12 protein-coding genes are annotated in these 13,607 nt (G+C 59.6%); 7 read left to right on the top strand and 5 right to left on the bottom strand.

What is annotated here, in order from left to right:
* Positions 1 to 29 precede the first annotated feature (29 nt).
* The 5 genes from ASD87_RS18410 to ASD87_RS18400 all read left to right on the top strand — a co-directional run bounded on the left by ASD87_RS18410 (position 30) and on the right by ASD87_RS18400 (position 6,382).
* Positions 30 to 356 carry a hypothetical protein gene (locus tag ASD87_RS18410; RefSeq protein ID WP_235512750.1) on the top strand — a complete coding sequence of 109 codons (327 nt, stop codon included), beginning with the start codon at positions 30 to 32 and terminating at the stop codon, positions 354 to 356.
* 653 nt (positions 357 to 1,009) lie between these two features.
* Positions 1,010 to 1,243, top strand: coding sequence for an antitoxin VbhA family protein (locus tag ASD87_RS26675; RefSeq protein WP_082586347.1), 234 nt, complete (start codon positions 1,010 to 1,012; stop codon positions 1,241 to 1,243).
* 153 nt (positions 1,244 to 1,396) lie between these two features.
* The gene (locus tag ASD87_RS26670; protein WP_082586346.1) at positions 1,397 to 4,369 is read left to right on the top strand and encodes a TrlF family AAA-like ATPase; all 2,973 of its coding nucleotides are present in this window, start codon (positions 1,397 to 1,399) and stop codon (positions 4,367 to 4,369) included.
* Between the two features lie 475 nt (positions 4,370 to 4,844).
* Positions 4,845 to 5,600 (top strand): hypothetical protein, encoded by a 756-nt coding sequence (locus ASD87_RS18405; protein WP_056324833.1) that lies wholly within the window; start codon positions 4,845 to 4,847, stop codon positions 5,598 to 5,600.
* 152 nt (positions 5,601 to 5,752) lie between these two features.
* The gene (locus ASD87_RS18400; protein WP_056324831.1) at positions 5,753 to 6,382 is read left to right on the top strand and encodes an HAD family hydrolase; all 630 of its coding nucleotides are present in this window, start codon (positions 5,753 to 5,755) and stop codon (positions 6,380 to 6,382) included.
* Between the two features lie 29 nt (positions 6,383 to 6,411).
* On the opposite strand, the gene ASD87_RS18395 is transcribed toward ASD87_RS18400, so the two are convergent.
* The 3 genes from ASD87_RS18395 to ASD87_RS18385 are packed head-to-tail and all read right to left on the bottom strand — an operon-like array spanning position 6,412 to position 9,936.
* Positions 6,412 to 6,624, bottom strand: coding sequence for a hypothetical protein (locus tag ASD87_RS18395; protein ID WP_056324828.1), 213 nt, complete (start codon positions 6,622 to 6,624; stop codon positions 6,412 to 6,414).
* Positions 6,621 to 7,790, bottom strand: coding sequence for a PepSY domain-containing protein (locus ASD87_RS18390; RefSeq protein WP_056324825.1), 1,170 nt, complete (start codon positions 7,788 to 7,790; stop codon positions 6,621 to 6,623). Before ASD87_RS18390 ends, ASD87_RS18395 begins: the two co-directional genes overlap by 4 nt.
* Positions 7,791 to 7,800: 10 nt before the next feature.
* Entirely contained in the window at positions 7,801 to 9,936 is a 2,136-nt protein-coding gene (locus tag ASD87_RS18385; RefSeq protein WP_235512749.1) for a TonB-dependent siderophore receptor, read from the bottom strand.
* 633 nt (positions 9,937 to 10,569) lie between these two features.
* On the opposite strand from ASD87_RS18385, the gene ASD87_RS18380 reads away from it, so the two are divergent.
* Both ASD87_RS18380 and ASD87_RS18375 read left to right on the top strand, forming a co-directional pair.
* Positions 10,570 to 11,754: a S1 family peptidase gene (locus ASD87_RS18380; RefSeq protein WP_218895224.1), complete on the top strand. Its 1,185-nt coding sequence runs from the start codon at positions 10,570 to 10,572 to the stop codon at positions 11,752 to 11,754.
* A gap of 75 nt (positions 11,755 to 11,829) precedes the next feature.
* Positions 11,830 to 12,126: a hypothetical protein gene (locus tag ASD87_RS18375; protein ID WP_056324817.1), complete on the top strand. Its 297-nt coding sequence runs from the start codon at positions 11,830 to 11,832 to the stop codon at positions 12,124 to 12,126.
* Positions 12,127 to 12,154: 28 nt separating this feature from the next.
* Here the strand turns inward: ASD87_RS18375 and ASD87_RS18370 are convergent, their stop codons facing one another.
* Both ASD87_RS18370 and ASD87_RS18365 read right to left on the bottom strand, forming a co-directional pair.
* Entirely contained in the window at positions 12,155 to 12,844 is a 690-nt protein-coding gene (locus tag ASD87_RS18370; RefSeq protein WP_056324815.1) for a 4-carboxy-4-hydroxy-2-oxoadipate aldolase/oxaloacetate decarboxylase, read from the bottom strand.
* The gene (locus ASD87_RS18365) at positions 12,841 to 13,560 is read right to left on the bottom strand and encodes a PIG-L deacetylase family protein (RefSeq protein WP_056324812.1); all 720 of its coding nucleotides are present in this window, start codon (positions 13,558 to 13,560) and stop codon (positions 12,841 to 12,843) included. Before ASD87_RS18365 ends, ASD87_RS18370 begins: the two co-directional genes overlap by 4 nt.
* Between the last annotated feature and the right edge of the window lie 47 nt (positions 13,561 to 13,607).

The following is a 13,607-nucleotide window of genomic DNA, read 5'->3' as shown; positions in this document are numbered from 1 at the left end:
ACTAAACATCCCTCCCGAGCTTCGATGATGTGCTGTCCATAGCCCGTTTGAAAGCTATTCTTGCCCTTGATCATTTGTTCGTGCAGAGAAAAGCGAGGGGTGTAGGTGCAAGACGGGCTGGCGGCGTCGCCTTTGACGCCGTGACATTCAGGACCATCGCGCAGAATAATGCCGCCGTGGTGAACCCTGCGACGACGTCGCGCAATATGCACTCGGGCATGATGGTTGCCGCTGGCCGAACCAACCTCATGATTGCAGGCAACACCATGTGGAACCCAGCCTATCGGCAACACGTCTTGCAGAACATGGGCGAGAACTGGGGACCGGCAACGGGCGGCTCCGTCAACAGTAAGTGACGTGCATGTGGGCGTCCGCATCGGCCTCGCCATCAGCGAGGCCTTTTCATTCATGGGCGCACATATCTCCGCGCTACGCTTGGGCCACCCCTTCGGTTGCATCCCGCGTCCGTTCCTGCCGGACTGACCGCGGGGGCAGGCCCAGCGGCTTCGCCTTGTGTCTCCCCCCGGCGGGACAGGCTGCATGGCTTCCAGAGGAATCAAGGGTGAAGGGGTCGCCCTGGATCCTCACCCGTTCCCTGAGCTGCGCTTCAGGCTGCGGCTTCCGGCCTCGCCCTTGACACCTCTTCCGGCCAAACGACGTCAGTAGCAGTGCCGTCGAGCGGCTGACGGGTCAAGGGGTTGGTGCGGCCCGCAGCCCACAGGGCGAGGACACGGCCCCTTAACGCGGCAGGAGCGCCCCACGCTATGCCCGGGGGCAGGAGTTCCGGGCCAGAGCCCGCAACCCCTGCTCCCGAGGCTCCCGCCGGCGAGGGTGGAGAGTCCAGAGAGGCAAAGCCTCTTTGGAAACTACGGCTGGTACGCAGCCGATATTCGGGTCCATAGCAGGTAAACCAAGACAATTTCAGCGCACCACCTCTGTGGCTGCGCGTACCTAAACCAAATTACCCACACTTCTTGTAAGATCGAGTTACCTACGGCAAGGAGACACCATGGCTGGCAAGGGTAAATGCAGGCAACAGCCCCCCAAAACCATATCGGATACCGAACGCAGCCGCCGGCAATCGGCAGTTAACTATGCGCGGGCCTCCGTCGGTCTAGAAGGTTTCTCGCTCAGTGAAGCAGATGAGGCTCACGCTCAGCGTTTCGTCGATGGTCAGATAAGCCTTCAAGAGTTTGTGCAGCCACGCGATGACGCATTAGCGCTCCCAAAGTCTTCGTCATGACGAAGGAATTTAGGATTCGGAGAATAGTGCAGGATAGGCTGTCGCCGGTTTTTGTAATGCGCTGTCTGTAACACCTGCACCCAAATAACTTTCAGCACACCGATAAATATGTGCCGCTTTGGATATGCACGATACTTTCAACGGGAGCAATAAGTGAATAAAAATGAGATTAAGGCCTCAGCCTTTTCGACAGGTTCCCAATGGAGACGTTGGGACCTACATGTCCATACTCCGGAAAGTAAGCTAGGTGCCTCATTTGTTGGAGTATCTTGGGAAGACTATATATCAAGCCTAGAAAAGGCCTCCAACGAGCAAGAAATAGCTGTAATTGGTATCACAGATTACATGTCAATAGACGGGTATGAAAAAATTTTTGCGGCAAGAACTTGCGCGGAAAATCCACGCCTATCCTCCGTGGAACTCATTATCCCTAATATCGAGTTTCGAGCTATGCCCCCAACAAGAGACGGCAAAGCTCTAAATATACACATACTGATTGACCCTTCAGACCCCGACCACATAGCAAAAATCAAGCGTGCCCTTAGAAATCTAAAAGTGACGTATACGACACCAGAGGGGCAACATGCTTACGGGTGCATACGTGAAGATCTAATTAGTTTTGCCAAAGCACAGAACCCCTCCATTAAGGATGAGGAAGAGGCTTATAAATTTGGCATTCAGCAATTTAAGCCATCCTACGAAAAGATCATTGACTGGCTCAAGGCTGAGGGCTGGCTACGAAGCAACTGCCTTGTGGGCATTGCCAACGGAAAAGATGGCATCAGTGGGCTGCCCATTGACGGATTTTCCGCCATTCGAGACGAACTACTCAAACACGCCGATTTTATCTTCTCAGGGAACCCAAACGACAGGACCTATTATTTGGGCAAAAAAATTGGGACAGATGCAGAGGAAATAATCCGGATGTACAAAGGGCTGAAGCCATGTCTTCATGGCTCCGACGCTCACGAAATCAAGAAAATGTTCAAGCCGGATGACGATCGTCATTGCTGGATTAAGTCAGATCCCACATTCGAAGGGTTACGACAGGTTTTATGGGAGCCTGACTCCAGAGTGAATATAGGAGCGGGAAAACCTCAACTCTCTGACTCCAGCCGTGTTATTGAAAAAATCCGGATTACGCAATCTAACGGATGGTTTGCAGAGACCTCTATCGAACTGAACCCCGGCTTGGTGACTGTGATTGGCGAGAAAGGTGCCGGAAAAACCGCAATAGCAGATTTAATTGCTTTCGCATCCGGGGTTCCTGTGGATATAAAATCGCAATCGTCTTTTATATCAAAGGGTAGACTTCACTTGGCTGGAGTCAACGTCGAGTTGATATGGGGCTCTGGAACAAAAACAACGGGCGTGCTTACAGATAGGCCCTACCAAACCCCTAAACCCTTAGTTCGGTATCTTTCACAGGATTTTGTAGAACGTCTTTGCTCTGTAGATCATCAAGGTAGTGAACTGCAAGAAGCAATCGAAGAAGTAGTGTTCTCTCATCTGGATGAGGTCCATAAGGAAGACTACTCTACGTTTGAAGAGCTTCGAGCTGCCCGGGAGTCGGCCTCACAAGCCCGCCAAGACAATTTTCGAGGCCAGATTTTTTCGCTCCATCGCGAGATAGAAAGATTACATACCCATATTGAGCAACGTCCATCGAAGGTAGCAACTCGCGACCAGACAAATCAACAAATTGAGGAAATGAGGAAACAACTGCCATCAATTGTTGAGGCGGCTGATGGCGAAGCATTAAAGCGGCTGGACGATGAACAAAAAGGCCTGAAAGCAGTAGAACTTGAATTATCCAAGAAAAGCAGAGCCAAGCGCAGTGTGGAGGATTTCTTAAGGTCTTATTCAGAGTTAAAAGAAAACACAGATCGACTATTGAGAGACCTGATTGAATCATCACAATTCAAAGCGGTCATATCAGAGGACCAAGCGTCTAGGCTCAAGCCAAGTTGGGATGACTCGATTGAAGGTGAATTAAACGCCTTGTCGGATAGAATAGAAAAAGAAATATCTGTTTTGCGTGGAGGAGCGGAGTCCGCCACACCGCACGGCAACAGTATATTTGATATAACATCAAGAATAGGACTGCTGCAAGAATCTCTCAGCAAGGATGAGACCAATCGAAAACGCCTTTTGGATTTGCAGAAACAGATTTCCACGCAGGAAGCGACCGTAAAAAGGCTGACAAGAGAAATAGAAGAAATTGACGATAAAACGGCCAAACTTCTTGCGCAGCGTTCTCAAGAGAGGACTCAACTTTATCTGAAGTATTTTGAGGCGCTAACCGAAGATGAGAAAGGCCTTCAAGAACTTTATGCTCCGATGAAGCAACAGCTTGATGGCCTCGGCGCAGAGATGAAATTCGAACTGTCTGCCGGCTATAGAATTGATCATTCTAGTTGGCTAGAGAAAGCGAATCGTTTTTTCGATGGGCGGCGACCAGCGTCTTCCGCGAAAAAGGATGCTATTGAAAAATTTGTTATTGATACATTATCCCCTGCATGGGGAAGCGGAGATCAAACTAAAATTGAAAACGCGATGGCAGAATTCTCAGACATTGTTTCCCCAATTGAATTCATGGAGAAACATGCCTCTCCAAGTTTGAAACTTCTAGACCTTCTGGACTGGATGTATTCGACCGATCACGTAGGAACGACCTATAAGATCAGGTACGGCGGCACATCCTTAGAGCACCTGTCACCTGGAACCCGTGGAATCGCGCTTCTCGTTCTATATTTGCTCATGGACGAAGATGACAGACGGCCATTGATTATTGATCAACCTGAGGGCAATCTGGACAATTCGTCCATCTACTCGCAGCTCGTTCCATATATCCGCACCGCCAAGAAAAAAAGGCAAATAGTGTTGGTAACACACAATCCAAATTTGGTTGTGGCTACGGATGCAGAACAGATCATTGTTGCACTGGCTGACAGAGTCTCCACTCAAGCGTACCCGAACATAAGCTACATTGCAGGTTCGTTGGAGCACAATGAGGCAGACTCATCTGCAAAAGGAATACGGCAAGCAGTGTGCACGCTTCTGGAGGGTGGTGATAGAGCATTTAAAGAACGCGAAGGGCGTTACTCAATCCGAGAATGGGCTTAACCAGTTTTGGACGTGAGATTATTCGCCCCTACTTGCTAGCTAGCCGAGCTACTGTACCGAAATTTCGGTACAGTACAGGTACAGTGACCAGTTTTAAGCAGTTTCGGTAAAATACGCTAACCTACGGATTTGAAACTGGTTTCACCTATTTCAACCTACGCTAGAATTTGCCCCATTTCCCAGTAGAAACACTGTAAAACACCGACTCAAAATCCCCCGCCGCAAGGCGTGACGGTTCGATTCCGGCCCCGGGCACCAGAAATCGTTCTGGGATTGTTATCAGGCGGTATCTCAAACCCGCACCCGCTAGCGCGCCGCGGGTTTTTTGTTGCCTGGGATAATCCACGGATCATCTAGCGTCAGAAGCGCGAAGCGCGCTTCGATACATGACCTCGAAACAACGATCATGCCCGTCGAATCACCGCTCTTAACCACCGCGCATGAGATTCACCAGCATTTGAATAACTAAGCCCGTATGCCTCTGAACACCTGGATTTCCCGCTTACAGACCAAGCGCTGCAGTTTGCTTGCCGCATTGGCCCTCTGCCTCTACCTGCCCGCAAGTGCCACGCAGGCCACGCCACCAGATGCCGTCCAGCCGCCAACCCTAGTATGGGGCGCCGTTCCCAGCGCGGATCTCTACCTGCTGGTGGCCAGCCCGCGTCTCAGCAAGCCCGAGCTGCAACAACTGGTGGCCGACAAGATCGGTCGTGGCATTGGCGATAACCAAACCATCAACCAGGTCTGGAGCAATGTGCCGGAACCCATCCAGCTGTGGCTTTCGATCGACCCCGCGCGGCTTCGGGAAGCCAAGCTGTCCACGGATCAGGCATTGGAGGCGCTGGCCTCCAAACTGGGGATTTCCGCCCAGTCCGCACAGGGAATCCGCCCGCCCCATGCGTGGATCTATTCCGGCGCCACACGCGAGAAGCTCGAAGCCTGGAGCGATGCGCCCCCAAAGCTGGCGGACGGCACCGTCGTCAACCCATCGGAATGGGCGACATTGGCATACCTGCAAGCGCCGGGATCCTGGGAAGCCTGGAACAAGGTTGGGTTAAGCCTTTCTATGTCCGCGGAGGCACGCCGCGATTCTTTGGAGAACGTCGTCAGCGAACGGCTGAAAGCCCTAGCGTCCCATCTGCCCGATGACGTGTCGGTATTTATCCTGCCGGCGGGTCGCGGATTGAATGAAGCCGACGGCATATTCGTCACGGTCGAACGCGACGAGTAGCCCCTCAACTGGTGCTCCTGCCTCCCATGCGTGCGCGCAGACCGGGGGAGCAATCAAGCTGCCGCACCTTTACCGCTAGAATTCCGTCGCAGACAGGCTGGGCATCACGATCCGGCCGACCAACGGAAAGCTTCATTGGCGCAGGAGGTTCAATGGCAATCAAGGCCGTGGCATTCGACGTATTCGGAACCTTGGTCAACATCGATCGGCCAACCCGTCCGTTCCGCAAGCTGGTCCGCCTGCTGCAGGAAGCGGGCCGCCCGCGCCAACGCGACGACGGCATTCGGGCGATGAGCAGTGCGATCGACCTGCGGCAAGCTGCCCGTTTGTTTGGCGGGATGATCAGCGAACATGCGCTGAACGCACTCGAAGCCGAGCTGCGCGAAGAGATCGAATCCATCACGTTGTTCCCGGACGCTGCGCCAACGTTGCTGGCACTGAAGGCGCGCGGCATCACGGTGGCGCTCTGTTCCAACCTGGCGGCGCCGTACGGCCCGCCCGTCCTGGACTTGCTGCCGTTTCAGCCGGACTTTTGCGCTTGGTCGTACGAGGCCGGGGCAGTGAAGCCGCAGCCCGAGATCTATCAGTATCTGTGCGAGGGCATTGCTTGCCAGCCCGATGAAGTCCTGATGATCGGCGACACCATCGAGGCCGACATGATCGGGCCTCGGAAATTCGGCATGCACGGGTATCATCTGGACCGGCACGCGGCAACATCGAATTCAGCGGAGTCCGTACGTTCGCTGAACGATGTGCTTACGCTGATGGCCGCGCGCCATTGACGCCGGGCAGGCCGAATCAGAAGGCGGCCCTATCCGCCCCGGCGCCGCCAAGCCCACCAGACCGCCCCGATCGGCGCAAAGATCGCCAACCACGACACCCCGTCCCACACCCCATCGCCCAGCAGCGCCGACACCAGCCCCACCACCGAGGCCACGCCTAGCCAGATCGGCACGCGGAACACCTCGCCCGCCGTTTGCAGGTTCTCGGTTCGCGCGGCGCGCGCATCAACGTTCTTGCTCATTGCGCAGCCCCTTGCCGATCCCCCTGCCGCAACGCGCCGGCGGTCTCTGCGGCATCCGGGGTCAACGATTTCGAAGCCGTTGCCGCCTTGGGCTTGCGCAGCCACAGATACAGCCCGCTACCCAGCACCACGATCGCAAGGAGATCGAGCACCGCCCAAAGAATCTTGAGCGGCATGCCGCCGTAATCGCCAAAGTGCAGCGGCTGCGAAAGGAACAGGGTCTTCACGTACCAGGGCATCTCTCGCGTGTCGGTCAGCTCGCCGTTAGTGGCGTCCACCAGCGCGGGCTTTAGCAGGCGCGAGGTCACGGGTGTGTTGCCCTTCATGAAGAACGTGTAGTGATGCGGGCTGGAAAACATCGTCCCCGGAAACGCGACGAGGCTCACCGCCATGTCCGGCACGGCGGCGCGTGCCGTGCGGATGGAAGCTTCCAGATGCGCGGGCTGCGTGACGGGCGGCAGGCCGCGGAACGGCGCGGTCATTTCCGCCATCTGGTCCATCTGCCAGAGGCTAAGCACGACGCGGTTCAGCGTATTGATGCTGCCCGTGATGCCAACAACCAGCAGCCACACCACGGTGACTATGCCCAGCAGGTTATGCCAGTCCAGCCATTTGACGCGGGTGCTGCGCTGGGTGCGCAGCGCGCCAAATTTCAGGCGGCGCATGAAGGGGTAATACAGCACCACACCGGACACGATGGCGACCACCATCAACAGGCCCATCGCGCCCAGGAACAGCATCCCCGGCAAGCCGGCGAACATGTCGGTATGCAGCTTGAGCATGACGTACATGAAGCCTTCGTCGGTGGCCGGTTCGTCCAGGACCTTGGCCGTGCGCGAGTCGATGACGACGGCATTGTTTTCCTCGGGCGGCGCGTCGACGGCGCTGGCCATGGAGACATACGTGATGTCGGGGTGCTCGTCCTGATCCCAGAACATATAGCGGATGACTTCGCCCGGGCGGCGCTCCAGCGCGGTCTGGGCGATCTGGTCCATGCTGGCGTTGGGCGTGCCGGCGGGCATGGGCGGCGCTTCGACCACGCCCGACAGGTGCTCGATCTCTTCGTGGAAGATCAGGGGTAGTCCGGTCAGGCACAGCAGCAGCATGAAGACCGTGCAGACCAGACTGCTCCACTTGTGTATCCAGGACCAGGCTTGCGTGGACATCTCGGCTTCCTTAGAAGGCGATGCTGGTCGAGAACGTGTAGGTGCGCGGCGAGCCCACGAACAGGTAGCCTGCCGTGGCGGTGCCCCAGTAGTTCCGGTTGAACAGGTTCTCGACGTTGAAGCGGAAGGTGACGGGCGTGCCGCTGATCTTGGTCTCGTAGCGGGCGCCGGCGTCAACGCGGGTCCAGCTTGGCACCGACAAGGTGTTGTCGGCGTTGGCATACGTCCTGTCGGTGTAGATGACGCGGCCCAACACCGTCAGGCCCGGGACGAACGGGGTGTCCCACTCGGCGCCCAGGTTGAATTGCCAGTCGGGCACGCCGATGGCCTTGTTGCCCTGCAGGCCAGGCGTGGTGGCCTTGTTGATGACGGCGTCGATGTAGCTGACGCCGCCCAACAGGCGCACACCCTTCGCGACTTCGCCGGCAAAGCTCGCTTCGACGCCTCGGTTACGTTGTTCGCCGAATTCACCAAAGGTGTTGCCCGAGATGCCGGAGCTGGGGCGGGTCAACTCAAAGAGCGCGACAGTGGCCAGCATGTCGTCGTTCAGGTTGTACTTGACGCCGAGTTCTTTCTGCTTGGACTTGAAGGGCGACAGCGTTTCGCCTGGATTGGTGATGGCCGCGCTGGTAGGCGCGGTGTCGCCTTGCGACAGGCCTTCGACGTAGCTGGCGTAGACCGACAGATCCGGCCGCACCTTGAAGACGACGCCGGCCAGCGGCGTGGTGGCGCTCTTGTCATAGCGCGGACCGCTGGGCTCACCGTTGGCGAAGTTGTAGTTCTGGCCCTGCACGTTCTGGCGGCGCGCGCCCAGCGTCAGTTGCAGCCGGTCGTCCATGAAACCCAGGGTGTCGGCCAGCGCGTAGCTGGTCAGCTTGGTGCTCTGGTAGCGGTTAAGCGGATTGCTGATGCCGGAGATGGACGGCGTGTCGAAGATGTTGCCGGCGTAGATATTGGAATTGCCCGGCGGGAAACCGGTGTAGAAACCCAGATCGGACTTCTGGTCCAGCAGCGTGTAGCTGAAGGCGACCTTGTGGCTCACGGGGCCGGTCTTGAAGTTGCTGCGCAGGCCGGCTTCGGTGGACTTGCTGTCCACCGTCATCCGCTGCCAGCCGCCGAAGAAGGAGTAATCGCCCTGCGTGTTCTGCAACACGGGGTTGGCGGCGAAGGCGTCCCAGTCCAGCTTGCGCTGGCCGTAGCCTGCGTAGGCAGTCAGGTAGTCGGTGATGTCGTATTCGATCTTGAACACGCCGGCGGTATTGCGGCCGTCGCTCCAGCCCAGGCCAGGATACGGATTCTTGTTGCTAGGCGCCTCGGGAATCGAGGTCAGGTCCGCACCAAGCTGAAACTGGCGCACGACGTTGTCGATGCGTTCCTTCTGCCAGATCAGGTCCAGGGAGGACCGCAGCTTTTCACCCCGATAGTCCAGCGCAACCGACCCCAGCGCTTCGCGTGTCGACTGGTCCTTGATTGGCGTGTCGCCGTCGCGCAGCATCCCGTTCACGCGGATGCCAAACGCGTTGTCGGGACCGAAGCGGCGTCCCACGTCGGCATGCACGCCAAAGACGGAGTCCGACATGACCGAGCCCGTGACCCGGGTGATGGGCTCATCGGTGGCGCGTTTGGGCACCAGATTGACGACACCCCCCACGCTGCCGCCAGGCGTCATGCCGAAGAGCGCCGCCGACGGTCCCTTGATGATCTCCACGCGTTCCAGGGTCTCGACCGGTGCGCGCCAATAGGGCGTCAGGCCGAACATGCCGTTGAACGCGAAGTCCGCGGTCGGCACATTGAAGCCGCGGATGGTGAGGTCTTCGTTGATGTTGGAACGGGCACTGCTCATGCGCACGGACGGATCCATGGTGGCCACGTCGGCGACCGACCGGGCCTGCTCGTTCTCGATCGTCTGGGCGGTATAGCTGGTGACGCTGAACGGGGTGTCCATGACGGACGTGTTGCCCAGGATGCCCATGCGGGCGCCGCCGCCGATCAGACCGCCGGCGATGGGCGCGGGCGCCTCGCCCAGGGCGACAGGCGCGCTGGTCACCGTAACGGTGGGCAGGACGGTGATCGCGGCCGGCGCCTGCGTCTGCGCCGATACCGAGGCGGCATAAAGCGCGGCGCTGCCCGCCAACGCCTGTTTCACCGCCCGGGCGACGCCCTTCCGCCTGCCTTGACGGCCATTCGATGCTTTACCCACAGCCCCACCCCATGCGTTCTTTTATACAAAACGCGCATGATAATCATTCTTAGTACATATCGCCACGCGGGTTTGTCTGGATGTGGTGCGGACGCATCAATGTCGCGAAATCCGGATCTCATCCGCCACCGCCAATCGCTTGATGTCCATACCAAAAGTTGTCCATACCAAAGCGCGGGGCACCGTCAAATAATGGCCGCATGACCGCTCAAAAGGCCTAATCCGCCGCCAGATCCCGCGGCTTGAAGCGCCTGGCAGCCCGCGCATCGGGCGGACTGCCGCGCGTTTCCCCTTCCTGCGGAGCGCCGAGGCCGATAGCCGGCGGGCTACCGCAGCACACGCCGGTGGCGCGGCGTCCAGCCCTGCCGCCTTCTCCGAGCCCCTCCCCGACATTTCTCTCCAGCCCCGATCCGCCCGCCGCCAACTGCCAGGTGCGCTCGCCGCAAGGCGCGCCCGCGGGCTGGGGCTGCTTTTGTCCGGCCAGACCGGCCATCCATCACAAGGAGCCATCGACAAACCATTTAGTGGCAATCACACGGTTCTAGCTAACGCTTACCCAATCAGTTGGAGGACACTGTCATGTCAGGAAAGAACAACAACACCCCACGGGTGGACAACCCGGGCGAAGAAGACCAAGGCGGGCCGGCCAACGGCAAGTCCGCTTCCGGGGCGCCCGAGAACCCGGACTCTGACGCCGCCGGGCTCGAAGCGCTGGGCCAAGAGGCGGAACAACAAGCCGTATTTGCCGAAGCGGGCGTATCCAATGATCTGCTGGCGCTGCGGGACGCGATCGAGGCGCAGTTGCTGACCGCGTCCGGTGAATTCCGGACGCTTTCGGATGCGGGCTCTTCCGAAGGCATCGTCGGGGTCGGCATAGGACTGCCGGACCCCACCAATGTCACATTCGGACCGGGCGGGCCCGGTGAGCCCGTGCTGACGATCTTCACCGAGAGCGCCATGCCGCAGGAGGCGGTGCTTGGCCAGGTGGCGCAGGCGGCAGGTACACGCGCCCTATCGAGTGTGCCGGTGCAGCAGGTGCCGGTGGGCGTGGTGGACGCGTATTCGCATCGCGCTCGGCATCGGCCCGCGCCTGCGGGCGTGTCGGTCGGTCACGTCAACGTCACGGCAGGTACGCTCGGAAGCCGGGCGATCGGGCTGACGGCGCCGTGGACCAATCGCCATCTGATCCTCAGCAACAACCACGTGCTGGCAAACTCCAACGTCGCCAGCGTGAACGACAGCATCATCCAGCCGGGGACGGCGGACGGTGGCCGGCATCCGGGCGATCAGATTGCCGTGCTGGCACGCTGGGTTCCCATTGCATTTGGCGGCGCGGCGAATTTTGTGGACGCCGCATTCGGCTGGGCGTGGCACGAGCGTATCCGCGGTGATCAATATTATTTATCGGGGGGCAGCGCCGCGTATTACAAAACCGGCACGGCGCCGCTTGCCGCGTCGCTGGGGCTGATCGTCGGCAAAAGCGGCCGTACCACGGGTCTGACTCAGGGCCGCGTGACACAGATTGGCGTGTCGGTTAACGTCAATTACGGCGGCGGCCGCGTCGCGCTGTTCCGTAATCAGATTGCCATTCAGTCCGTCAACGCCAACCCGTTCTCCGCGGGCGGCGATTCCGGTTCGCTGATCTGGCACTGGGCATCCGGGGTGCGACCCGTCGCTTTGCTGTTTGCGGGCGGCGGCGGCACGACGTTTGCCAATCCGATTGCCTCCGTGCTGTCCGCACTGAACATCAGGCTATTGCCCTGATTGACGTTCCGGCCGCCCTGCCCAACCAGGGCGGCCGCTTATCAAGCCATATCCGAAGCACGAGGAGTTGGAGCCATGAGCGACACACGAAAACCCGGACCCGACTTCTCCGGCGCAGGCGCCGTCGAATACAACCCGGATCAAACGCGGCCGGCCGGCGCCGCTGGTCAGACACTCGCCAGCGAGGAAGCAAGGCTGCTTGCCACGCCGGGCGTCGTCTCGGTGGGCGTCACCACGGGGCGCCCCGGCGAAGAAGCGCTTGCCGTGGGCGTGACGGACGCCAACGTCGCGGCGCGCCTGCCCCGCGAAATCAATGGCGTCCCGTTGGTGATTACCGTAACCGGACCGGTGGACGCGCAAGGGCAGCGCTAACGCCCACCCGGTAAGCAGCGCCGGCGTTTCAGCCCCCCGGGGTGCGCTCCACGTAAACCAGCCCCGCAGCCGCCAGCTTTTCGCGCATGCCGTAGATATCCAGCCCTAGTTCCCCGGCGGCCAGCCGCTTGCGCTTGTCTGCCTCGTTGCGCAGGCGCGCGTCGCAGGCATCGGCCACTTGCGCCGCCTGCGCACGCGGCACGATGCACACGCCGTCATCGTCGGCGATGACGACATCCCCGGGTTGCACCAGCGCCCCAGCGCACACGACCGGCACATTCACCGATCCCGGCGTTGCCTTGACCGTGCCCTTGGCCGATACGCACTTGGACCACACCGGAAACTGCATGTCCTTCAACGCGGCGACATCGCGGCAGCCCGCGTCGATCACCAGTCCTTGCACGCCCCGGGCACGCATGGAAGTGGCCAGAAGCTCTCCGAACATGCCGTCTTCATTGGACGACGCGCAGGCCACCACGACGATATCTCCAGGCCGGCAGAGTTCGATGGCGACGTGCAGCATCCAGTTGTCGCCCGGCTGCGCCAGCACCGTGATCGCGCTGCCCGCGATGGATGCGCCAGCGTAGATGGGCCGCAGCGTGGGCTGCAACAGGCCGGTGCGTTGCTGCGCTTCGTGCGCGGTGGCGACGCCTGCCGACGCCAAGCGTGCGATGACCGTGCTGTCCGCCCGCTCGATGTTCCTGACCGCGAGGCTCAACCCAACTCTCCAGTGACCTGCGGGAAAACGCGCTGGTAGCCCTCGGCGTATTTAATCTTCAGGTTCGAGTTGCGCGACGCCTGCACGCCGCGTTGCAGGGCGACGCGGGTGTAGTACTCCCACAGGTGTTCCTGCGCGGCCATGGTCTCGAATGCCCGGCGCTTTTGGTCCCAAACTTCGGAGATATCCAGCAGCACTTCGGGCTTCCACTCGCACTGTTCGGGCTGATGCGGCTCAAAGAGGAATACGGGCGGGGCGCCCAGCACCGCTTGCTCCGGATGATGCCCATGCGCCTGCGCGATCACGCGGGCTTCCTGCGCCACGTGCGTCGCCAGCGGATGGTCGAAGTTGTACGGGTCTTTCTGGGAATGCGTCAGCACGAACTCCGGCTGCAATTCGCGGTAGACGTCCACCAGCTCGAACAGCGCCTCGTCCGATACGCGCAAGGGATAGTCGCCGCAGTCCATGAAGCGGATGTCGGCGCCCAGGATGCCGGCGGCCAAGCGCGCCTCGTCGCGGCGGTCGGCCTTGACCCGCTCCAGCGTCATACCGGGCTGCTTCCACAGCTTGGCCGATTCGCCGCGTTCGCCAAACGACAGGCACACCACGGTGATTTTCCAGCCGCGCTTGGCGTACAGCGCGATGGCGCCACCTGCGCGCCACACAAAGTCCGCGGAGTGCGCGCTGACGACCAGCGCGTTCTTTTGCCGTTCCATTTCAGTTCCTTTATGCAGTGTTTCGCCCGCGGACCGCGCCGCGGCCC

It is taken from the genome of Achromobacter sp. Root170 (genome assembly GCF_001428165.1).
Classification (GTDB): Bacteria; Pseudomonadota; Gammaproteobacteria; order Burkholderiales; family Burkholderiaceae_B; genus Achromobacter; species Achromobacter mucicolens.
Note: the sequence above shows the minus strand (reverse complement) of the source record. Positions and strands in the feature narration are given on the sequence as shown.

Bases quoted from the DNA above. Each gene is read 5' to 3' on its own strand.
- ASD87_RS18405 (WP_056324833.1), top strand. From the start codon at position 4,845: ATGCCTCTGAACACCTGGATTTCCCGCTTACAGACCAAGCGCTGCAGT.
- ASD87_RS18395 (WP_056324828.1), bottom strand. From the start codon at position 6,624: ATGAGCAAGAACGTTGATGCGCGCGCCGCGCGAACCGAGAACCTGCAA.
- ASD87_RS26675 (WP_082586347.1), top strand. From the start codon at position 1,010: ATGGCTGGCAAGGGTAAATGCAGGCAACAGCCCCCCAAAACCATATCG.
- ASD87_RS18400 (WP_056324831.1), top strand. From the start codon at position 5,753: ATGGCAATCAAGGCCGTGGCATTCGACGTATTCGGAACCTTGGTCAAC.
- ASD87_RS18390 (WP_056324825.1), bottom strand. From the start codon at position 7,790: ATGTCCACGCAAGCCTGGTCCTGGATACACAAGTGGAGCAGTCTGGTC.
- ASD87_RS18380 (WP_218895224.1), top strand. From the start codon at position 10,570: ATGTCAGGAAAGAACAACAACACCCCACGGGTGGACAACCCGGGCGAA.
- ASD87_RS18365 (WP_056324812.1), bottom strand. From the start codon at position 13,560: ATGGAACGGCAAAAGAACGCGCTGGTCGTCAGCGCGCACTCCGCGGAC.
- ASD87_RS18375 (WP_056324817.1), top strand. From the start codon at position 11,830: ATGAGCGACACACGAAAACCCGGACCCGACTTCTCCGGCGCAGGCGCC.